This window comes from Halalkalibaculum sp. DA3122, from assembly GCF_043951865.1.
Lineage (GTDB): Bacteria > Bacteroidota > Rhodothermia > Balneolales > Balneolaceae > JAMQKA01.
On record NZ_JBINJF010000012.1, the window covers coordinates 65,202 to 87,584 of the forward strand.

The following is a 22,383-nucleotide window of genomic DNA, read 5'->3' on the forward strand; positions in this document are numbered from 1 at the left end:
TAACAAGTACAAGTGGGGATAATGCACTGCCCGGTGTCAGCCGGCGGAGGATCGCATGTTTATATGTTGAACGCCGATGCAGGAAGGGTGGTAAGAAACAGAATCCTCGCTGAGTATTTTTTGAAACTTATCTAACAGGGGTAGCGATGAAAGATGAGCAGCCTTCAGAGATTTTGTTGCAGGTCAGTACCGAAGACGGGGACCCGGATGAAATCGACCAGTTAACACGCCAGTTGTTGCGGGAACTCAGAGAGGAGGAGGTAGAGTCGGCCGAGCTGGCGAAGCAAGGGGAACTGCCCGCAGGGGCAAAATCAGTGGAGGCGGTAACGCTGGGAGCTATAATCATGGCTGTGTTGCCGAAAGCCGTTCCCAAGGTTATTGAACTGCTGCAGGCCTGGATTGAGCGTGGCAGCGGACGTATTGTCAAATTTAAAGGGGAGATCGGCGGGGAGCAGGTTGAGTTTGAGGGTAATTCCAGGGATTTCAAAATTTTTTTGGAATCATTGAATCAACCCGGTGATGGATAAAGCAGCACATCTTTCAGAAAAAGGTTACCTCGCAGATTCGCCTTCTTTTGATAAATCAGAGATGAGGTTCCTCCATGGCACGCAAGTATGCTCTTTTCGTTGGTAACAGTGAGTATGAGGCCGAAAAGTTGGCGGACCTGGCCTCTCCCATTGCAGATGTGCAGGATTTGGCCAGCCTGTTTCGGGACTCTTCTATCGGCGGATTTGATGATGTGAAGGAGTTGATTAATAGTGGGGAATCAAAAGTCCGGCAGGAGATAAGCGGCTTCTTTCAGAATAAAAAGCCCGATGACCTTTTGCTGCTTTATTTTTCCGGCCACGGGATACTGGATGACCGCGGGCACCTTTACCTGGCGGTAAGGGACACACGTCCTGATTTACTGAGAGCAACGGCTATTTCAGCTGACTTTATTGCCGATGACATGGATTTGTGCCGTTCCAAACGGCAGATACTGATTCTGGACTGCTGCCACAGCGGCGCGTTCAGGCGGGGCATTAAGGGAGATGACCAGGTGTTGACCGCGGCGACGTTTGAGGGCAACGGCAGCGGGCGTATAGTCCTGACCGCGTCAGACCGGCGGGAGTTTGCGATGGAGGGCAACCAGGTGCTGGAGCAAGCGCAGACCTCCCTGTTTACCCATTTTTTACTTGAAGGTATCCAATCCGGGAAAGCTGACAAGGATGGCGACAGCCTGATTACTCTTGACGAGTGGTACGATTATGCCTATGACAAGGTGGTGAGCAACCTGCCGACCCAGACACCGCGGCGCTGGGTATACAATCAACAGGGACGACTCATCATCGCACGCAATCCCAGGCCCCTGACCCCTGCTGAACTTGATCCGAAACTTCGTGCTGCAATAGAAGATGATGACCCGGTGGTCCGTCTCGAGGCGATACCGGAGCTGGCATATCTTTTGGATGGCGGAGATAAACGGATGGCACTGGCCGCCCGCGAGGCGCTTGAAGACATGCAAAAAGATGAGAAGCGCAAGGTCAGGGAAGCCGCTGCCGGCATACTTTCAAACTATGACCCGGATCGCGCAACACCAGGTAAACCACCCGCTGTTGAACTCGGGGAAGAGCGGGCTGCTGAAAAAGCCCGGGAAACCGATAAAAAAGTTTCAAAAAAAAGACCTGAAACACTTCTGAAGAATATTTGGACCTACGTAAGGTCTGTTTTTTGGCAACAAGGGATGCGTTGGCCAAGGGCCTGGGTAATTGGAGCGGGAATAGCGTTGGTCGCGGCAGTGGTAAGCTGGCAGTTTTATGGCATACCCGGCAGCAGTATTGCTGATGAAGATAAGTCCTCAACCGAACAGGCTGAAGTAGGAACCGCCGGGGGCAATATCGGCACTACCCTGGATGAGCCTGAGCAGGAAGAATCTCTCCCTCCATTGGATGCTGAAACACAATCTCCGGTAGATCCAAAAGCGGTAAACACGCAGGAATCCACCACCTCTGGGATGGTTGATTCGCCGGGAGATCAGCGGCAAATTGACGAGGAGCAGTCTGCGAACCTGGTGAGCAACAGGCAGCCCGTTGGCAACCGGGGAGACAGAGAAGAGTCGGAGATCTCTACTGCAGGAACCAACTCATCAACAAATGTTGAAGATCAACCGGGGCCGGGGGATGAATCACTTGCCGCATCAGAGGTGCCGACGGAAGAGGAGGAGCCCGCCGCCGAGATTCCGCCAATCGAACTTGTGCGCGGGCAGATAGATCAGCTTCAGAATGCGGTCAGCCAGGCGATTATGGATCGGCAGTGGAACGACGTTGCCCCTCCGCTTGCGGATTACTATGGGAAAATGCTGGAGGGGTTGTACTCCAGGTTCAATGTTGTCAGTGTTGAAAGCAGGGCTGGAGAATTGCAGGAATCTGGCGGTACCACTGCCACACTGGCTGTTACGATGGATATCCACTACCGTCAAAAGGGAAGGGAGGAGGTGAAAATACTCCCCGTTCCGGCTAACTGGATATGGAAAAAAAACGAGGAGCGATATGTGCTGAGTGAGGTGGAACCGCACTGAACCACAACCTCCCGATTATGTAAACAGGAAACGTAATAAGGAGATGCCATGCGAGATCTTTACTTTGTACGTGGAAAATCAATTTTGCTGGTCTTAGTCATAAGTATCACGGGATATCAATCGGCGCGGTCCCAGTCATTATTGGAGAAATCGCTGGCGGATCTCTACGCAACTTGTCTCTTTGAGCCGGTGGAGGGCAATCCATTTAGCCAGGCGGCGGAGCTGGCGCGCCAGTCTTTTGCCCCGGGCATCAGTGGGTTTATAGAAAGCAACCTGGCGGCCATTCCGCTGACACCTCCGGCCCTGGAGGCGGAATTCACCGAAAACGGGGTTGTCAATGTCGTAACCGGTTTTACGCCGATATACACCGAGAGCGGGGCTACTGTGGGTCGGGGACTCTTTTTAGTTGGGGGAAACGCCTCATATTTTGATCTTTCCAAAATCAGAGGAGAAGATTTGAGTGCCCTGAGTTTTACCTTCGTGCAGAATGGAGGGGGAGACCGGGTGGTTGCAAGCATGCCGTGGGATATCAATGCCACGGTGTTTACCCTTCACGGGACCTATGGGGTCACCGATCGTTTCGATGTGGGGTTTGCCCTGCCGGTTGTGAATGTTGCAATCGAAAATGTAAATACAACATTCAGTATAGAAGGGGATAATACCGGCTGCCGGTACCGGCCGGGATCGGAAGGGGGCCTGAATTGTGAAGGAGTGGGGAATAGGGAGGTGAGTCCGGCGCTGTTTAACTTTGTGGACGATGCATCCGAACGGGAGACTTTTATGGAGACGCTTGCCCTGCGGGCGAAGTATCGCTTTCCGGTTACCGTACAAACGGTACGTCTTGCGGCAGTTCTGGATATACGATTGCCGCTGCGAACCCGTGATAACATGCTGGGAAGTGGGAATTTTGGGACCCGCTTCACTTTTATCAGTGAATTTAACCCGTCAAATACATTCCAGCCCTATGTAAATGTGGGAGCACAATTTTGGAACGGTCCCAACAGCAACAGCTTTAATGTAGCTACCGGGTTCAACCAGCAGCTTGCTGAAAACCTGTTTTTTTCATTTGATCTGCTTGGTAATATCGACCTGGAGCCCGATCCCTTTTTGGCCCCCATTGGTGGAGCATTGTCGCCGGAAGGTACGATGGGAGGGAGCACGCTGACCGATACTTCGATCCCGGCCATCAGCCGCGATCATACGCTTAACGCCGGGTTGGGATTCCAGTTCGCCCTCTCGCCGAGCCTGTACGCGTACGGAAGCGCACTGTTTGCGTTGCTGGATCACGGCTTGCAATCCAACATAGCACCCACGGCGGGAATAGCAGCACATTTCTGATGAGATCATATTTTTCGGAAAACCGTCCCGTCCGCATAGAATCCATATTTTGGGGCGGTCGGTCCGATCTGAATGTGATGGATACCACCGTCACATTCACCGAAACGTTTACCTATGGGCTATTCCGGGTCTGCAGCGATGTTGTTTTTGACTGGCCCCTACTTGGAAACCGCCTGCAGCTCACCCGGCGGCCGCTGCGCATTGACGTGGCTACAACGACCAATGAAAACCGTACCCGGATGCTTACCTATGTTACCAGTCCTGATTTTGAGCGCCTGGAATACAAAAGCTACACTGAACTGAAGCCGCGAAACAAGATACCCAGGTTCTGGATCAGAGCCGGGGCAGGTATGGCTGACACCTTAACCGGGATTATACTGTTGCAATAACGGGTTACTTCTTTCTGTTATATTGCGCATTCAGCATGTTTCAGGTGCGCATTAACAAACAACGAATATTATGAGCAAACAATCACTAAACTTGTCTGTTCTTTCGCCGTATCAATTTTTACAACGATTGTCTGAAAAATAGAACTCCTGTTCTGCCAGCGTGGACCAGCAGCGGAAGGCTGGGACTTTCAGCTCATTCCAACTACTGCCAAACAGGTAGTCCAATTATGGAAAAGGCAGCTTAAGCCCGATTTTTTTCAATCTCTCGTTGTTTGCGAAACAAGCTTCTTGCCCTCAAATGGGTATATCTGTTCGTCACACTACTGGATGAATGTCCGGCCATATGCTTGGGCTTCTGAGGTGTTATCCCCTTCCTCCATCTGTCTTAATGCTTCCTGGGCCTGCTCTTTGTACCGGGTTCCCAGGCTTTTGGTGGACTCGATCTGCTTGCCATTGACTACTTTTGTGAAACGGATGTAGTAAAATTTTCCTCTCTTTTTGAGTGATGCCATAAAACGGTCCTCTGATATTGCACCCAAATTGTACCATATCTCTAAGAACAGAGTAGAATGAACCGTTCTTTTTTCTTCTATTCATTTCTATCGATGTGCGCGAAATAGAAACAAAAAAGGCCGTTTAAATCGCCTGAGAGGGCATTTAAATGGCCTAAATGACAAGCTAACCAATAAGTGGGCCCGGCAGGATTTGAACCGCGAAACACTGTTTCGCAACACGTAGGCTGGATTGGTCGGACCAGCAGCTGCCCATGAAGGGAGTAAAAAAGGAGGGAAGAGCAAAATAGTGTTGTAGAGATAAATAGTGTGGGCCCGGCAGGATTTGAACCTGCGACCAATCGATTATGAGTGTAGTTCAGAATTGACTATAGAGGCTATAGGAGCTGATTTTTAGCTACTATGTACCCACTAATGTACCAACTTTGAGTGTCACTAGTGAAGAAAGTTAACAATAAATAATGGCAAGTTTACCAAGAGTAGGTATTTGAATATAGATGGTTTTTCCTTAGATGAAGGAAGTGTATTTACTACATGGTATAGTAACAGTATTGAACACGCCATATACTGAAACTAACCGTATTGATGTACAAAGTCTTACGAAAAAGGAAGAATAGAATTAAGAACCGGAATAAATGGGTTTGGTTCCAACATAGCCTCAGAAGTAAATAAACTTTAATTAGAAGAACGGTACGAGATGGTAAACATCGTATTGGATGAGGTAAGTAACCGATTCCAATTATAGTTGGAGCAGTAGCTGAAAATATAGATACAGCACAGTATATTATAGAATTATATATCGAGATGGGTTGTAATAATATTCTATTTTAATTTCTGTATAAGAAAGAAGGTAAAATATATAATAATTTTATGTGATTAGCTGAAATGGGGCCCAAGGTGATCATGTTGCAAGACTGGGACCCTAGTGGATATACCTACCTGAGGCACTAATCTACAAACTTATAAAGACGTAGAAGTTCTTCGGTGTTTGAAAATAGAAACCAATCTTACAAGGAAAATATATCCAGAATATACTTGATCAAAGGTTGTTTAAGTGTCAGCGGAGGATGGGTTGTTACACAGATGTTAGAAGATTTGAAAAGTGGGGTGCTTATATTTATGCCAACTGGTATGCATTATATAAAGGTGATGTATACTTGCAAATTTAAGATTTACCATAAAAATGGAAAGCTTTATGAAGATGAATAGTTAATTCATGATGTCTTACCAGTTTTAGTTTTCTTAAATAAGCACTCAAATATTTCTGTTCACTTTTTAAAAAAGTTGCTTCACCAACAAGGTATTTAAAGTATATTATCCTCTGTTATAAGAAACTTTACCATTTCCCTCACATAAAAATATTAGTTGTTAAAATAGTTTTAGTATTGGGGAATTTCCAAGTAGCCATTCTATCTGAATACCTATTTAATAAAGTAGATTAATTGATAGCTCTATCGAATAGGTTCTTTAACGGACCACGAGTCATATGGGGAAAATTCAACTAAAATTTTAGGAGTTATGGAAAAAAGAAACAGATCTGGAACTAAAAGGTTTATTAATATTGCACAAAATTTGGTGTTTAGGGTTATTCCTTTATTCCTACTTGCTGCTCTAATTACTCTTGGTATAAATACAGATAGCGTAGCCTTTCATGTTAACCAAGAGGAGACGGTCAGTGGAATAGTTACTGATGCAGAAACAGGTGAATCTCTTCCTGGTGTTAATATAATTGTCAAAGGTACAACGATTGGTACCACTACAAATATAGAAGGTGAGTACTCATTAGACGTGCCTTCACTAAATGATACGTTAGTTGTTTCCTTTGTTGGTTATCAAACTCAAGAAATAGCAATAAACGGACGCCAATCAATTAATATAACTTTAACTCAATCTGCAATTACTGGTGAGGAATTAGTTGTTGTAGGCTATGGAACAAGAACCAAGGAAACTGCAACGGGATCTATAAGTGCAGTTTCCGGAGAAAGAATGGAGAAGGCACCTGTAACCAATCTTTCACAAAATCTAAGTGGTAAGATCCCTGGTTTATTTGCAGTAAATACCAGTGGGGAGCCAGGAGCTGATGATGCGACTTTGCGTATACGTGGTGAGCACACTTTGAATAATAATCAACCTCTCATAGTAATTGATGGGGTGCCCAGTCGATCGGGGGGGCTTGATCGTCTTAATCCTAAAAATATTGAGAATATCACGGTACTAAAAGATGCTTCAGCGGCTATCTATGGTGCTCGAGCGGGCAATGGTGTTATACTAGTTACAACCAAACGAGGGAATAAAGGAGCACCACAATTTAATATCGAATTTAATCAGGGTTTTTCTCAGCCAACTCGTCTACCTGAAACTGCGGATGCCTCAACATATCTCCGGATGCTGAACGAATTAAATATGTATAGGGGTAATCCTCCACAATATTCGGAAGAAGAATTACAAAATTATGCAGATTCTAATTCAGATCCTTGGTTATACCCCAATACAAATTGGTTTAATGAGGCATTGAAATCTACTTCTCATCAGACCAAAGCAGATATGTCAGTTTCTGGGGGAGGTGAGAATGTACAGTACCGTTTATCATTGGGTGCTCTTACTGAAGATGGTATTTTTGTAAATAGTTCCACTCGTTACAATCAATATAATTTTAGAAGCAATATTGATGGACAAGTATCAGATAATATAGACCTTAAATTTGATGTAGCAGGCCGATGGGAAGATCGTAACTATCCTACTGTACCTGCAAGTAGTAGATTTGAAAATTTGATTCAAGCTTTTCCTAATCTTCCAGGTTTCTGGCCTAGCGGGCACCCGGGTCCGGCTTTTGAGGCTGGTGGAAATAATCCCGTTGTAACAGGGAGTGATGTTACCGGATTTGATGATGATGATCGATACTATCTACAGACCAACTTACAATTAGCAGTTGAGTTTCCTGGTGTAGATGGTTTTGAAATACGAACTTCTGGCTCCTTTGACAAAGATTTTCATCAGCAAAAAAGATTTGTCAAACCTTGGACATTATATTCATTTGATGAAGCTGCCTATCGGGCCAATGGCGGTGATCCAGTACAATATCTATCAGGAGCAAAAAGGGGAGCTTCAGAACCGTCACTGTCACAACAGAGTAATGAGGGTTATGATATCCTTGTGAACCTGATAGGTGAGTATCAGAAGGACTTGGAGAATCATTCATATAATATATTAGTAGGATCTGAGTATCAAAAATTTGAAAATTCTTGGTTCTATGCATTTCGTCGAAACTTTATAACTGATCAGGTTCCTCAATTTTTTGCTGGTGGACAAGCTCAACAGGATATTAATGGAAGTGCCAGCAAAGGAGCTAGATTAAACTTTTTTAGTCGGGTTAACTATGATTACAAAGATAAATATCTACTTGAGTTTGTGGCACGATATGATGGCTCTTACATATTCCCTGAAGGTAATCGTTTCGGTTTCTTCCCGGGTTTTTCTGCAGGATGGGTTTTGAGTGAAGAAGAGTTTTTCCAAAATAATCTTTCCTTTCTAAATTATTTTAAACTGCGTGCATCTTGGGGGCAGACTGGTAATGATCGCGTTTCACCATATCAGCACCTTACAAGTTACGGATTCGGTTCCGGTTATATCTTTAATATTGATCAGTTGGCACCTAGTATTAGGCAGACCCAAACTCCTAATCCGAATATAACTTGGGAAGTAGCAAATCAGTTTGACGTTGGTATTGAAGGGGAGCTCTTTGAAAATAGTTTAGCGTTCGAGTTTGATTACTTCGATTATTTGAGAACTGATATTCTAACCTTTAGAAATGCATCAATACCTAGATCCTCCGGATTAGAATTGCCAAGGGAAAATATCGGAGAGGTAGAAAGTTGGGGTTTTGACGGCTCATTAACTTGGAGACAACAGATAAATAGAGATTTTCTTTATGATATTACAGTTAGTGGGGGATATGCTACTAATGAGATTCAATTCTGGGATGAACCACCTGGGGCTCCTGAGTGGCAAAAGTCCACTGGTTCTAAAATGAATACAGGTCTTTATTATGATGTAATTGGGGTATTCCAGGATCAAGAAGATATAGATAGTTATCCCTCTTGGCCTGGGGCTCGTCCGGGAGATCTTATCTTTCGAGATGTTAACGAAGACGATCAAATAAATGCAGCCGATCGTATTCGAGTTGAGCGGAACGACCTACCGGAATGGACAGGAGGTATAACATTAAATGCTGAATATAGACAATTTGATTTAACGATATTTTTTCAAGGTGCTGCAGGTGCATCACAATATATTCAGACTGCTTCAGGTCAATTTGGTAATTATTATAAGAAATTTGCTGACAAAAGATGGAGGCCTGATCCCAACGATCCTACAGCTATGACGCCCCATCCAGATTATTCCAATTTTGATGGCCCAAGAGCATTTAACAGAACACAGGAATACTGGATAGCTAACAGGAATACATATTTCTTTCGCGAAACCGATTATTTACGGCTTAAAACACTTGAAATAGGATATAACCTTCCCTCAAATATTAGTACTCTAGTAGGTCTTGATGATATGCGAGTTTACGCTAACGGATTTAACCTGTTAACGTGGACTAGTTATGATTTAGGAGATCCTGAGTCAGCAGGCCATCCCCGCGGGGGAAGATATCCACAAGAAAGGATATTTAATTTAGGATTATCCGTTACTTTTTAAAGGTAAAGACAATTAATATTATGAAAAATCTAATAAGTTTATTTTCGATCGCATTATTAAGCGTCTTGATATTTAATGCTTGTGATAACAACCCATTAGATATTCAGCCACCTGACCAAATTACTGAAGAGGTTGTATGGGAAGATGTTTCTTTAATAAAAGCTTACCTGAGTGAGGTTTATCGTGGAATGGGCCATGGCCTTTATCATCATAAGTTGTCAGCTAATACTGATAATGGTCATCCAATTCCTGTAAGGAATGAATCATTCGTTCAATCAAACATTAATTCAAGCGATCGAGGGATATTTGATGCTTTTTTAGATAGAGACTACTACCATTACTCTTGGGATCATTTATATGACAAAATTCGGCAACTAAATATTTTTATAGAAGAAATTGATAACTCGGCTATAGAAGATCAAAATGTAAAAGATCAATTAAAGGGAGAAGCTCATTTTCTCAGGGCATATTTCTATCACAATTTATTGCGAATGTATGGCGGAGTACCAATAATTACTGAGGTCTACGGCCTTAATGATGATATGAATGTGCCGCGTAACAGTTTCGGTGAAACTGTTAGCTTTATTGTTCAAGAAGCCGAGAGTGCCGCTGGTTTACTCCCAACTGTCCGAACCGGAGAAAATCTCGGTAGAGCAAGTGCTGGAGCGGCTTTAGCTTTAAAATCGCGCATACTTTTATATGCTGCCAGTGATCTTTATCATGAAAATCCGAGTGATATGGTTGAAACCGGCTATACAGGTTCTCAGAATCAAACTCAGATGTGGAGAGATGCTAAAAATGCTGCTCAAGCTGTAATTGATCTAGACACTTATAGTTTGTTCCGTCCAAATCCTGCAGATAAAGAAGAGGCTGAGCAAAACTATGAACAGCTTTTTCGAACTCCCAACACCAGTGAAGCAATATTAGAATTATACAGGTCTGAAGAAACAGCCTCAACTGTTGACCCTCCTTATAACCCGAACCTACACCATGGACCTAATGGCTATCATATGTTTGGTAGTAATACACCAACACAACAACTGGTCGACGCTTATAAGATGGCTGACGGTTCGGAATTTAGTTGGGAAAATCCAAGTCACGCAAGTGCGCCTTATGAAAACAGGGATCCCCGTTTTTATGCTACAATTGCATACGACGGAGCCGAATATCGAGAACGCCCTGCCGATACCAAAGACAGAGATGAAGATGGTGTAATCCAGACATTTCTAGAACTTAATTTGCCGGATGGCACTACAGTTTCGGGTTTAGATACTCGCAATAGTAATGTTGAGCCATGGAATGGAACATATACAGGATACTATATGCGTAAATTTATTGATGTAAGCAAACCACCAGAAACAGGTCCTCAAAGTGGTGTTTGGCCTTTCTTTCGTTATGCAGAAATACTACTTAACTATGCAGAAGCTTCAATTGAGCTTGGAGAATTTGGGGACGCTCGTGATGCTTTAAATAGGATTAGGGTTCGGGCAGGAATGCCTGAAATTGGTTCATCGGTCACTGGCCAGGAATTAAGTGAGCATTATCGTAATGAACGACGTATTGAACTAGTCTATGAGGAGCATCGATATTTTGATATAAGAAGGTGGATGATAGCTCCTGACGTAATGGATGTTAATGCCAAAGGTATAGAGATTAATGCGGAGGCTACAGACAGAGCAGATCGCAGCACTTACACCAACTATGAGTATGAAGTGATCAGTGTTCAAAACAGGGCTTGGGATAATAAAATGTATTTTATGCCTATTTCGCAAGATGAAATGAATAGAAATAGTGAATTAGTTCAGAATCCTGGTTTCTGAAACCGGGTAACTAACAATTCAACTAAAAAACAAAATATGTAACTTCGAATAAAGCAGTGCACCTATTAAAAGCAAATAATACTGAGATTATTTTAGAATGTGATTATTGCTTTCCTAAGGCGCTTTCCGTAGAACTGTTCCGCAACTGAAGTAGTAAATTTCAAGTTCCTTCAGTTGCGATCAGTTACGGAGAAAACAGTATTTAATACAACACTGATTATAATGATTTTTAGTGGTATGTAAATACCTCTAGATTAGATCGCTAGAAAGAGTTTGTCATTCGCACTATTGACGATTTTCACTGATCGTTTCTCGACATACCTAAATTGAAATATTTATTGATTGAGTTTTATGATTTGATCTCAATTTAACTTCATTACCGAATAAATTTTGATCAATATGCCTAATCCATATTACGAACAAAAAAGGCTAATAATAGCTCTAAAATGTTTAGTGTGTTATATCGCTATTTACTTTTTCTTACAACCAGTGGATGGTGAGATAAGAGCTACCATTACTGAGAAACCTAATATAATACTTATACTAGTCGATGATTTAGGCTACGGAGATATTGGCTCTTACAATGAAGAAATTGATTTTACACCTAATATTGATAGACTTACTAAAAAAGGAATGAGCTTCACAGATTTTCATTCCAATGGTCCAATGTGCTCTCCTACACGTGCGGCATTACTAACAGGGATGTATCAACACCGCTTAGGAGGTAGGTTTGAAGCGGCATTGAGTGAAAAAAAGAATCACGAAGGAATGCCTTTGGGAGTATTAACTATTTCGGACGTTTTAAGAAAAGAAGGATATGCTACGGGTATGTTTGGGAAATGGCATTTAGGGTATGAGCAGCCTTATTTCCCAAATAATTTTGGGTTCGATGAATTTAGAGGATTACTATCTGGAGATGGTGATCACTTTACTCATATAAGTCGTTGGGGTAAAAAGGACTGGTGGCATAATAGTGAGTTAAACATGGAAAATGGTTACAGTGTAGAATTAATAACAGATGATAGTATTGAGTTTATTGAAGAACATAAAAATGAAGCATTCTTTATTTATACAGCACATTTAGCAATCCATTTCCCTTGGCAAGGTCCAGAAGACCCTCCACATCGTAAGGCCGGGAAGAAATATGGCAATAATAAGTGGGGTATTATTAAAAATGAGAATAATGTACGTCCACATGTAAAAGGTATGATTGAAGCTATAGATAAAAGTGTAGGCAGAATCATCAATAAATTAAAGGAACTGGAATTAGCAAAAGAAACACTGGTCATTTTTACTTCAGATAATGGGGGCTATACTCATTACTATCAAAATGAACACAAATTTGAAAATATCTCTAATAATGGACCATTGCGTGGCCAAAAGGGGCAGGTTTATGAGGGAGGACATAGGGTGCCTATGATAGCATACTGGCCAGGCAAGATTAGGGCTGGTACAGAGACAGATGAAACTGCAATGACTATGGACTTCTTTCCAACATTGGTTGAACTAACAGGATCGGGACCTATCAAGAACCAAAAAATAGATGGAGTTAGTCTCCTACCCGTACTACTAAAAAATGAACATCTTCCTGAACGTACTCTTTTTTGGAAAATAAGAGATGATTGGGCCATACGTATGGGTCCTTGGAAACTAGTAAACACCGGAGATGATAAGCAATTATTTAACTTAAGTAATGATATCGGGGAAAAAAGAGATATTTCATCTCAGAGACCAGAACTTTTAAAAACACTTGTTTCATTATATAAAGAATGGCTCCGAGAAGTTACTTCATACACGCAAAAATGGGGCAAATGACTTTGGATATTCCTAATCAATTTATTGAGATATCCAAAGTCATTAAAAAATTTACTAATCTAAATAATGTAGAAGAATGTTAAGAATAAAATTTCTTGAGATAAGTATACTCATATTATCAATAATTTTGACCTGCTCTTTTTTTACAAAAACTCATGCTCAAAATTCTGCAATTAAAACAAATGAATTTATTTTTAAGGATGTACCATTCAAGGCATGCCATGCCTCAACAATCGAATCTACGAATGAAGGACTAGTGGCATCATGGTTTGGTGGTACTAAAGAGGGAAATGAAGATGTTAGAATATGGGTTAGTCGTAAGATAAATGGGGAATGGACCGATCCTGAATCTGTGGCTAATGGGATTCAACATCAGGATAAAAGATATCCTACATGGAATCCAGTTTTATTCCAATACCCAAATGGTCCCTTGATGCTTTTTTATAAAGTCGGCCCTCATCCGAGTAAATGGTGGGGAATGTTAAAAACTTCCAACGATGCTGGTAAAACCTGGTCAACAGGTTACAGGTTACCAGAAGATATATTGGGTCCTATCAAAAATAAACCAATACTAACTCAAGAGGGAAGATTGATTAGCCCGTCAAGTACAGAGAATGATGGATGGCGGGTTCATTTTGAAATGACCAGTAATCATGGTAAATCCTGGGAATTAATAGGTCCAATCAATGATGCTAGTCAGTACAATGTAATCCAACCTAGTATTTTAAAACATGGTGGAGATACGCTGCAAATTTTGGCTAGAAGTAAGGAGAATTATGTGATAAGTAGCTGGTCTTATGATAGTGGATATAATTGGACTGAGTTAAAGCCTACTAATTTACCTAATCCCAATTCTGGTACAGATGCAGTTACACTAGAAAATGGAACCCATCTACTCGTTTATAATCATTCAAAAGGGGAAGAGGGGAAATGGGGAGGTCCTCGGACTCCTTTAAATGTTGCGGTTTCCAAAGATGGGAATAGCTGGCAAAACGTTTTGACACTTGAAAATGAACCTGGGGAATATTCTTATCCTGCTGTAATCCAGTCTGAGGATGGCTTAGTTCACATAACCTATACATGGAAACGAGAGCGTATCAAACATATAGTCATTGATCCATCAAAACTTTGAATTGACAAAATAAATAGAATTATGGATACTAATTTATATATCAAAATAAAATTATTACTGGTTTTATTAATATCAGCCATTGTACCCCAAATTCAAGCTCAGAAAAATCAAGCAAAATCAAAACCAAATATCATTTTTATAATGGTTGATGATTTGGGGTATGGTGACCTTGGGGCTTATGGCCAAAATAAAATAAAAACCCCAAATATCGACAATTTAGCCAGTGAAGGCATTCGTTTTACGCAAGCCTATGCAGGTGGCCCGGTATGTACCCCATCCCGAAGTGTGCTCATGACAGGATTGCACAATGGACATACTCCTGCCCGTGACAATATCCCTCACTATCATACATATCTGGAGGATGAAGATAAAACAATTGCTGAAGTGTTGAAGGAAGCGGGTTATCGAACAGGGGGAGTCGGTAAGTGGTCCTTAGGGGATGCGGGTACGGAAGGACGTGCCACTAATCAAGGTTTTGACATGTGGTTAGGATATCTAAATCAAGATCATGCTCATTATTATTATACCGAATACCTGGATTACAATGAAGGACGACTTGAACTTCCGGGAAATACCGTACTTAGGGAGCACTATAGCCATAATATTTTAACAAGTAAGGCCCTGCAATTTATTCGTCAATCAAAAGCTCAGTCATTCTTCCTATATGCAGCATATACATTACCACACTTTTCAGCAAAGTCAGAGGATATACATGGACTTACAGTCCCTTCAACTGAGCCATATAATGATAAAAACTGGCCAGAAAGTGCCAAGAAATATGCGGCAATGGTTCATTTGATTGATCGCGATGTGGGAAGAATAACTCAACTTATTGACAAGTTGGGACTTTCAGAAAACACACTAATTATTTTCACCAGTGACAATGGTGGACACAGTACAATTTGGAAGGAATTCAATACTAATGGACCACTTAGAGGCTATAAGCGATATTTAACAGAAGGAGGAATTCGGGTACCCTTTATTGCAAGGTGGCCGGGAGAAATTCCTTCTGGTGAAGTAAGCCGTGAAATAGTTGCATTTCAGGATATGATGCCAACATTTGCTGAACTGGCAGGTGTACAAAGTCCTCAAAATATTGATGGCATTTCTATCCGAGAGGCTTTAATGGGTAACGAGATTGAAAAACCTCACGAATATCTATATTGGGATTATGGACACACTCGAAATCGATATGAACAGGCAGTTCGAATGGGAGAGTGGAAGGGAATACGGCTTGGACAAGGAAATGAAATTCAGTTGTATAACTTGGAAGAGGATCTCGGGGAAGAAAATAATATAGCCGAGAAACATCCGGAGATTGTTCGGAAAATTGATGGAATTATGGAAGCTGCTTTTGAGCCCAACGAACGTTATCCAATTGGAGAGGAGTATACAGGAGATCCAATTTGGAGAAAACAAAATTAGGGTTGATAATATTAAATGCCGACTAACTCAACTTTTAATCATAGCATATGAAATTTGTAATATTTAAACATTTCGAACATTTAAAGAAGTATACTTTAACAACCGCCCTATGCATATTAATTTCAATGATTGGATGTACGGGAAAAGAAACCATTCAGAAGAATATAAGACATGTAAAAGTTTATTATGAAGAAGGACGGTTTGCCGGATGGCCGGCAAACCATGGTATCTGGATTTGGGAGGATGAGATATTAGTTGGTTTTGTTGAAGCCAGTCATAAAAAAAGGGAAGGTCACACCTATGAACGAAGTACTGCAAGAGACAAATACGCAAGAAGTTTAGATGGCGGTCAAAGCTGGTCTATAGAAGATGCATACGAGCATGGACAAACCGGATGGCGGTATAATAATCAGTTGAGTGATGATAAATCGGAACCAACTACGGAGCTTACTAAACCCATTAATTTCAATAATCCTGATTTAGCTTTGACTTTCCTTAGACAAACTAATCACACAGGACCATCCCACTTTTATTATTCATATGACAGAGGAAAAGTATGGAACGGACCTTTCAAATTGCAAAATTTTGGGACAGAAGGTGTTGCTACCCGCACTGATTATTTAATTGATGGCCAAAATGAACTAACAGCTTTTTTAACTGCCGCGAAAAGCAACGGCGAAGAGGGAAGGGTGCTATCAGTACGCACCACAGACGGAGGCAAAAGTTGGGAAAGAGTAAGTTGGATGGGTGATGAACCCGAAGGTTTTGAAATAATGCCCTCATCCGTTCGGATATCGCCTTCTGAAATTCTTACTGTCGTTCGGCACCGGACAGGTGAAGGGCATGACAAGTTAACAAGTTACTTATCCACAGATAATGCAAAAACGTGGCAAAAACTGGATGATCCCGTTAAGAACACCGGTTCTGGAGGCTCTCCACCGGCCTTGCTTAAGCTAGATGACGATTCACTTGCGTTGGCATATATTGTCCGTAAAAATGAAGGTGATGGATCGCGGGTTTGTATGAAATTTAGTACAGATGATGGTTATACATGGAGTGATGAAATAGTACTAAGAGAAGACGGTGCTACGGGAGATGTAGGTTACCCCCGCATGGTACAACGACCTGATGATAAGCTAGTATTGGTGTATTACTGGAATAATGCTCTAAAAAAAGATGCTCCCCCTTATCGGTATATTGCAGCTACGATATTTGATCCAGAAGATTTGAGGTAAGTCTCATCTATTCGAACTGGTATCAATCCTTGCCCATAATATTGATTTTGTATAATGCTCACAATCGTTCAAATGTATTTATAATAAAGGGATTGTATTGATAACTTTTAAAAAAATACGGGTTTTATCCTTAATACTATTAGGTTTGTTGTTTTCTGCTAATTTGGTTACTTGCAAATCCTTTTCTACAACTGGTGATACAATTTCCTCCCAAAAACCTAATGTAATTTTCATTTTAGCTGATGACTTAGGTTATGGTGACTTGGGTGTATATGGACAAGATATTATTGATACTCCATTTATAGATCGTATGGCTAAGGAGGGTATGAAATTCACCGCTCATTATGCGGGTTCTACAGTGTGTGCTCCCTCCCGCTCGGCGCTGCTGACCGGCACCCACACGGGTCATACTTCGGTTCGGGCCAACGACCGCAGCCAACCCCTGTTGCTGGAGGATGAGGATGTGACGGTTGCTGATATTTTTAAAAAAGCAGGCTACCGAACAGGACTGGTTGGCAAGTGGGGCGTCGGACATCCACCCCCGCATAATGATCCGGCCCGCAATGGATTCGACTATTTTTTCGGGTACCTCAATATGTGGCATGCCCACAATTTTTACCCGGAGTTTCTCTATAAAAACGGAAGTAAGGTTTGGCTCGATAACCGCCTTCGTCGCCCGCAAGGGACCAATCCGTGGGCTCATATGCCGGAAGGGACAGGTGTGGCCGAACAAACCGTGCAGTTTGCTCCTGACCTGATTGAGCAGGAAAGCCTGTCATTTATCGAGCGTAACAGTGAGCGCCCCTTCTTTCTGTTTATCTCTCTGAACCTGCCGCACGCCAATAACGAGAACACCGAGAATGGATTGCGGGCGTCTGACTACGGCCCGTTTGCCGAAAAAGACTGGCCGGAACAAGAGAAGGGATTTGCACGGTTTGTAACCGATATTGACCATACGGTGGGCAAGGTGCTGCAAAAGCTGGAATCCCTGGGCCTTGACCGGCAGACGCTCGTCATCTTTACCAGCGACAACGGTCCACATGCGGAGGGGGGACACGATCCGGATTTCTTCGACAGTAATGGGGCAATGCGCGGTATAAAACGAGATCTGTACGAGGGAGGTATCCGGGTGCCGATGATCGTTCGCTGGCCTGGTAAGGTGCCGGCCGGGACAACCAGTGACCATATATCGGCGTTCTGGGATGTTCTGCCAACGGTAAGCGACCTGACAGGGATACCGGCCCCCGAAGGCATCGACGGTATTTCTTTCTTGCCGACGTTGCTTGGACACCCGGGCGACCAGCAGCAACACAAGTATCTGTATTGGGAGTTCTACGAGGACGGCGGCGAGCAGGCGGTCCGGCAGGGCAAGTGGAAGGCAGTGCGACGGCAGGTGCGATCCCGCTCCCCACTACAGGTGGAGCTGTACGATCTGAGCCGGGACCCCTCGGAACAACATGATATCGCCGATGAGCATCCCGAAAAAGCACGGGAGTTGCTTAGGCTAATGCAGCAGGCGCACAAATCATACGAACCAATACCACTTAATAGTGTCGACAAAGAATAGTGATCATGATATTAAATACGAAACTATGATTAAGCAAATAATTGTAATAACATATACGATGTTTCTTCTGTTCTGTACAAGGGCTTCGTCTAAGCATCAGGCAATTCAGAATGAAGAATCCATTTTTTAAAAAGCCCCGTTCGATGAGTGCCATGCCTCTAGGATAGAAGCAACCCCTAAAGGGTTGGTGGCAGCCTGGTTTGGAGGGTCAGAGGAAGGTGACAAAGATGTTGAAATCTGGATGAGCCGTAAGTCAGGAAAATAAGAGAAATGGACGGAGCCGGTTTCCGTAGCCGATGGAGTGCAGCATAGGGACAAACACTACCCAACATGGAATCCGGTATTGTTCCAGATACCTAATGGCAAATTATTGTTGTTTTACAAAGTTGGTCCTAATCCCAGGCAGTGGTGGGATAAACTAATAACGTCTGATGATTATGGAAAAACATGGTCCAGAGGACGCCGATTGCCGGAAGATATTTTGGGCCAAGTCAAAAATAAGCCGATAATGACCGAGGATGGTCGGTTAATTAGTCCCTCTAACACAGAGAATGATGGATGGCGTATCCATTTTGAGATTTCCAGAGATACGGGTAAAACATGGCAGTTGGTAGGACCTATTAATAATGCCGAGAAATACGACGTCATCCAGCCCAGTATCCTACAGCATGGTGGAGACACCCTGCAGATTTTGGCAAGGAGTAAAAATAACAGGATTATGACCTCATGGTCATATGATGATGGGTATACTTGGAGTAGCCTGAAACCCACGGAATTACCCAATCCCAATTCAGGAACTGATGCAGTTACACTGGAGAGTGGCCTTCACCTGTTGGTATATAATCATTCAGAGAAAGAAAAGGATGAATGGGGAGGCCCACGGACCCCGTTGAATGTGGCTGTGTCAGAAGATGGAAAGGAATGGCATAACATTATTACCCTGGAAGACCAGACCGGAGAATACTTATATCCGGCCGTGATTCAATCGGGGGACGGAATAGTCCATATAACTTATACTTGGAAAAGGGAGCGGATAAAACACGTAGTGCTGGATCCTACTAAAATTGATTACAATAATTAGTTTGCTAATACCGTCTTCGATTTCTTCCTAAACTCACTGGGAGTCATATCTTTCAGCTCTTTAAACTGGGTGTTAAAATGAGCCAGGGTATTGTATCCGGATTCGAAGCAGATTTCGGTTATCGTTTTATTGGTTACACTTAGTAATTTGCAGGCATATCCTATGCGTACCTCCTTTAAAAATTCAAAGAGAGTCTGTCCTGTTTTGTTTTTAAAATATCTGCAAAGAGAACCCGGGGTAATATTGACAAGCTCTGCAACTTCTTCCAGTGATATATCATGCTGAAAATTCTTAAATACGTATTCATAAATTTTGTTGACTTTCTGGAAGTCCGACTGGTTAGCTTGTTTAATATAACCCGGTGTGGAAAGGTACTCATAGTCCTCAATTTCCAGTAGTATGTTGAATACTTTTAACAGTGCTATAAGGTTATTTAATCCCTCCAATTGCAGCATCTCCTCCATGAGTTCCCGGACTCTTATAATTTGGGAACCTTTGAAATGTAATCCCTGAGCTGCTTTATTCAACATCTCTCGAATGGGTTCAAGTTCGGGGACATGTGTAAAGACGGAGTCTAATAAATTCTCCTGAAAGTGAATTACTATACATTTTGGACTCTTGTCATTGTAGGTCCCTTTTACTTCCCAGCAATGTGGTAGATTGGCCCCCATAAGTACCAGATCTCCCGGATGGAAACTGGAAATATTATCTCCAACGTATCTTCGTCCCCATCCTCGTTTGATGAAATTTAACTCACAATTACAATGTGTATGAACTTTTGAAGTATGTGATCCCAAATCATGTTCTGTTATTTGGAATGACTTTTTTTCAGGTACAAGTATTCTTTCAACGAGAAAGTCCATAGCAGTGAGGTTTTAATTTAAGGAGAGCATTAAATTCAAGAGAATGATAATATACTTTAAGTTTTAGTTAAAATTGATTAAAAATTAATTATTTAACCCTATTTATTATAATAAAATTAACATATAAATAAAATTTACGTGATCAATTTAATTAGGTAAGTATTGACATTTTGGCTAGTGGGATACTCCCAATAATAGATTGTTACGATCTGATTTGTTACTTATATCATTTAGTGAAAATAGTTTAACCATTAGAGAATTTCCGCGTGGTTTTTCCCCTGTATGATTGTGTAATTAACTACGGATTTGTCAGAGAATCGTACGGAGTAACAATTATAAGTACATAATCCAATTTTATTAAAATGAGTACGCTAATCGGTTGTTTAATTTTAGCTAAGCAAATATGACAACCATAGATGTAGTTATATTTTTTGGCTATTTAATCGGGATCACCATTTTCGGCAGTTCTTTTTATAGGAAAAATAAAACCTCATCTGCTTTTACCCTGGGAGACAATCAGATCCCGGGTTGGGTGATCGGGATGTCAATATTTGCGACCTTTGTCAGCAGTATCAGTTATCTTGCCCTGCCGGGTGAAGCCTATATGTCCAACTGGAATGCGTTTGTCTTTAGCCTCTCCATACCTATCGCCATCGTGGTTGCACTATATTTTTTTGTGCCGCATTATCGTAAAATTAACAGCCCATCGGCCTATACCTATATGGAGAACCGATTCGGTTCCTGGGCCAGGATCTATGTATCTACCTGTTACCTGCTCACACAGTTAATGCGAATCGGGGTGATTTTGTACCTGTTAGCACTAGCTATCCATGCCATTTTTGGGTGGGATATTGCCACTATTATTATAGTAACGGGACTTACAGTCATAATCTATTCAGTACTTGGGGGAATTCAGGCCGTAGTATGGACCGATGCAATACAGGGCATCATTCTCATAGCAGGAGCGCTCTTTTGTATCGGCTATATCCTGGTGTATTTGCCGGGTGGCCCGGAGCAGCTATTCGCGGTGGCAATGGAGCACGATAAATTCAGCCTGGGGAGTTTCGATCTGAATGTATTTGAGTCCACGTTCTGGGTGGTCCTGATCTATGGCACGTTTATTAACCTGCAGAATTATGGGATTGATCAAAACTATGTTCAGCGATATGTAGCTGCGCGGAACGATGAAGAGGCCCGTCGTTCTGTACTGTATGGCGGACTTCTTTACATACCTGTTTCTGCATTTTTCCTGTTTATCGGTACAGCGCTGTACACATTTTATTCTACTTCTGCAGGGCAAATACCTGCCGATTTGATGGAAGCCAGCCGGAGTGATCGGATATTTCCCTATTTCATTGTCCATGAACTTCCTGCCGGTATCACTGGGCTTCTTATCGCCTCTATTTTTGCGGCGGGAATGAGCACGATTTCAACCAGCCTGAACAGTTCGGCAACCGTATTCCTTACTGACTACTATGAGCGCTTCTTTAAGCGTGAGGCTACCGACAAAGATTCAATGCAGGTACTGTATATCTCCTCACTGTTGGTGGGAACCGTTGGAATAGGAATAGGACTTTCTTTGATCAATGTCACGAGTGCCCTGGATGCCTGGTGGAAACTATCTTCAATATTTAGCGGGGGTATGCTCGGATTATTTCTGCTGGGCATATTCACCCGCAAAAAGAATGTAAAAGGCGCCATAACGGGGGTAATAGCAGGTATACTGGTGATAATGTGGCTGAGCCTCTCCAAATTGTTTCAACTTGAGGAAACACTGGGTTATCAAATTCATTCATATTTAACCATTGTTCTTGGCACCACCGTAATTTTTTTGGTTGGATTTTTAATGTCTTTAATGAGAAGTAACTCCACGTCTTCTTAAATAATGACAAAGTCAGTTCCTGTATGTTTAATTTGTCATCTACAACAATTATAACTTAATAACAAT

15 protein-coding genes and 1 pseudogene are annotated in these 22,383 nt (G+C 42.2%); 13 read left to right on the forward strand and 3 right to left on the reverse strand.

Annotated features, from left to right (window positions below):
- Positions 1-146: 146 nt before the first annotated feature.
- From ACG2F4_RS10030 to ACG2F4_RS10045, 4 genes are all read left to right on the forward strand, one after another.
- The gene (locus ACG2F4_RS10030) at positions 147-527 is read left to right on the forward strand and encodes a hypothetical protein (RefSeq protein WP_395260334.1); all 381 of its coding nucleotides are present in this window, start codon (positions 147-149) and stop codon (positions 525-527) included.
- A gap of 74 nt (positions 528-601) precedes the next feature.
- Entirely contained in the window at positions 602-2,557 is a 1,956-nt protein-coding gene (locus ACG2F4_RS10035) for a caspase family protein (protein WP_395260336.1), read from the forward strand.
- A 48-nt stretch (positions 2,558-2,605) separates the two neighbouring features.
- Positions 2,606-3,895: a hypothetical protein gene (locus ACG2F4_RS10040; protein ID WP_395260338.1), complete on the forward strand. Its 1,290-nt coding sequence runs from the start codon at positions 2,606-2,608 to the stop codon at positions 3,893-3,895.
- Positions 3,895-4,284 carry a hypothetical protein gene (locus tag ACG2F4_RS10045; RefSeq protein ID WP_395260340.1) on the forward strand — a complete coding sequence of 130 codons (390 nt, stop codon included), beginning with the start codon at positions 3,895-3,897 and terminating at the stop codon, positions 4,282-4,284. The genes ACG2F4_RS10040 and ACG2F4_RS10045 overlap by 1 nt, the downstream gene beginning before the upstream one ends.
- 320 nt (positions 4,285-4,604) lie before the next feature.
- Here the strand turns inward: ACG2F4_RS10045 and ACG2F4_RS10050 are convergent, their stop codons facing one another.
- A complete protein-coding gene (locus ACG2F4_RS10050; RefSeq protein ID WP_395260342.1) occupies positions 4,605-4,796 on the reverse strand; it encodes a hypothetical protein in 192 nt (63 codons plus the stop codon).
- Positions 4,797-6,314: 1,518 nt separating this feature from the next.
- Here ACG2F4_RS10050 and ACG2F4_RS10055 point away from each other — a divergent pair.
- From ACG2F4_RS10055 to ACG2F4_RS10080, 6 genes are all read left to right on the forward strand, one after another.
- Entirely contained in the window at positions 6,315-9,497 is a 3,183-nt protein-coding gene (locus ACG2F4_RS10055; RefSeq protein ID WP_395260343.1) for a SusC/RagA family TonB-linked outer membrane protein, read from the forward strand.
- Between the two features lie 20 nt (positions 9,498-9,517).
- Positions 9,518-11,317, forward strand: a complete 1,800-nt coding sequence (locus ACG2F4_RS10060; RefSeq protein WP_395260345.1) for a RagB/SusD family nutrient uptake outer membrane protein — start codon at positions 9,518-9,520, stop codon at positions 11,315-11,317.
- Positions 11,318-11,716: 399 nt separating this feature from the next.
- On the forward strand, positions 11,717-13,132 hold the full coding sequence (locus tag ACG2F4_RS10065) for a sulfatase-like hydrolase/transferase (protein ID WP_395260347.1): 1,416 nt from the start codon (positions 11,717-11,719) through the stop codon (positions 13,130-13,132).
- Positions 13,133-13,208: 76 nt separating this feature from the next.
- A complete protein-coding gene (locus ACG2F4_RS10070; protein ID WP_395260349.1) occupies positions 13,209-14,264 on the forward strand; it encodes an exo-alpha-sialidase in 1,056 nt (351 codons plus the stop codon).
- Positions 14,265-14,285: 21 nt separating this feature from the next.
- A complete protein-coding gene (locus tag ACG2F4_RS10075; RefSeq protein WP_395260351.1) occupies positions 14,286-15,689 on the forward strand; it encodes an arylsulfatase in 1,404 nt (467 codons plus the stop codon).
- Between the two features lie 47 nt (positions 15,690-15,736).
- Positions 15,737-16,924: a sialidase family protein gene (locus ACG2F4_RS10080; RefSeq protein WP_395260353.1), complete on the forward strand. Its 1,188-nt coding sequence runs from the start codon at positions 15,737-15,739 to the stop codon at positions 16,922-16,924.
- 78 nt (positions 16,925-17,002) lie between these two features.
- On the opposite strand, the gene ACG2F4_RS10085 is transcribed toward ACG2F4_RS10080, so the two are convergent.
- The gene (locus ACG2F4_RS10085; RefSeq protein WP_395260421.1) at positions 17,003-17,158 is read right to left on the reverse strand and encodes a hypothetical protein; all 156 of its coding nucleotides are present in this window, start codon (positions 17,156-17,158) and stop codon (positions 17,003-17,005) included.
- Between ACG2F4_RS10085 and ACG2F4_RS10090 the strand changes: the two genes are divergently transcribed.
- Both ACG2F4_RS10090 and ACG2F4_RS10095 read left to right on the forward strand, forming a co-directional pair.
- Entirely contained in the window at positions 17,088-18,491 is a 1,404-nt protein-coding gene (locus tag ACG2F4_RS10090) for an arylsulfatase (protein WP_395260355.1), read from the forward strand. The two genes, ACG2F4_RS10085 and ACG2F4_RS10090, sit on opposite strands and share 71 nt — an antisense overlap.
- Positions 18,492-18,771: 280 nt before the next feature.
- Positions 18,772-19,572 (forward strand): annotated as a pseudogene (locus ACG2F4_RS10095) (exo-alpha-sialidase); the annotation flags it as partial.
- Here the strand turns inward: ACG2F4_RS10095 and ACG2F4_RS10100 are convergent.
- Entirely contained in the window at positions 19,569-20,435 is an 867-nt protein-coding gene (locus ACG2F4_RS10100) for an AraC family transcriptional regulator (protein WP_395260357.1), read from the reverse strand. The pseudogene ACG2F4_RS10095 and the gene ACG2F4_RS10100 sit on opposite strands and share 4 nt — an antisense overlap.
- Before the next feature lie 403 nt (positions 20,436-20,838).
- Between ACG2F4_RS10100 and ACG2F4_RS10105 the strand changes: the two genes are divergently transcribed.
- Entirely contained in the window at positions 20,839-22,317 is a 1,479-nt protein-coding gene (locus tag ACG2F4_RS10105) for a sodium:solute symporter (protein WP_395260359.1), read from the forward strand.
- Positions 22,318-22,383: the final 66 nt, after the last annotated feature.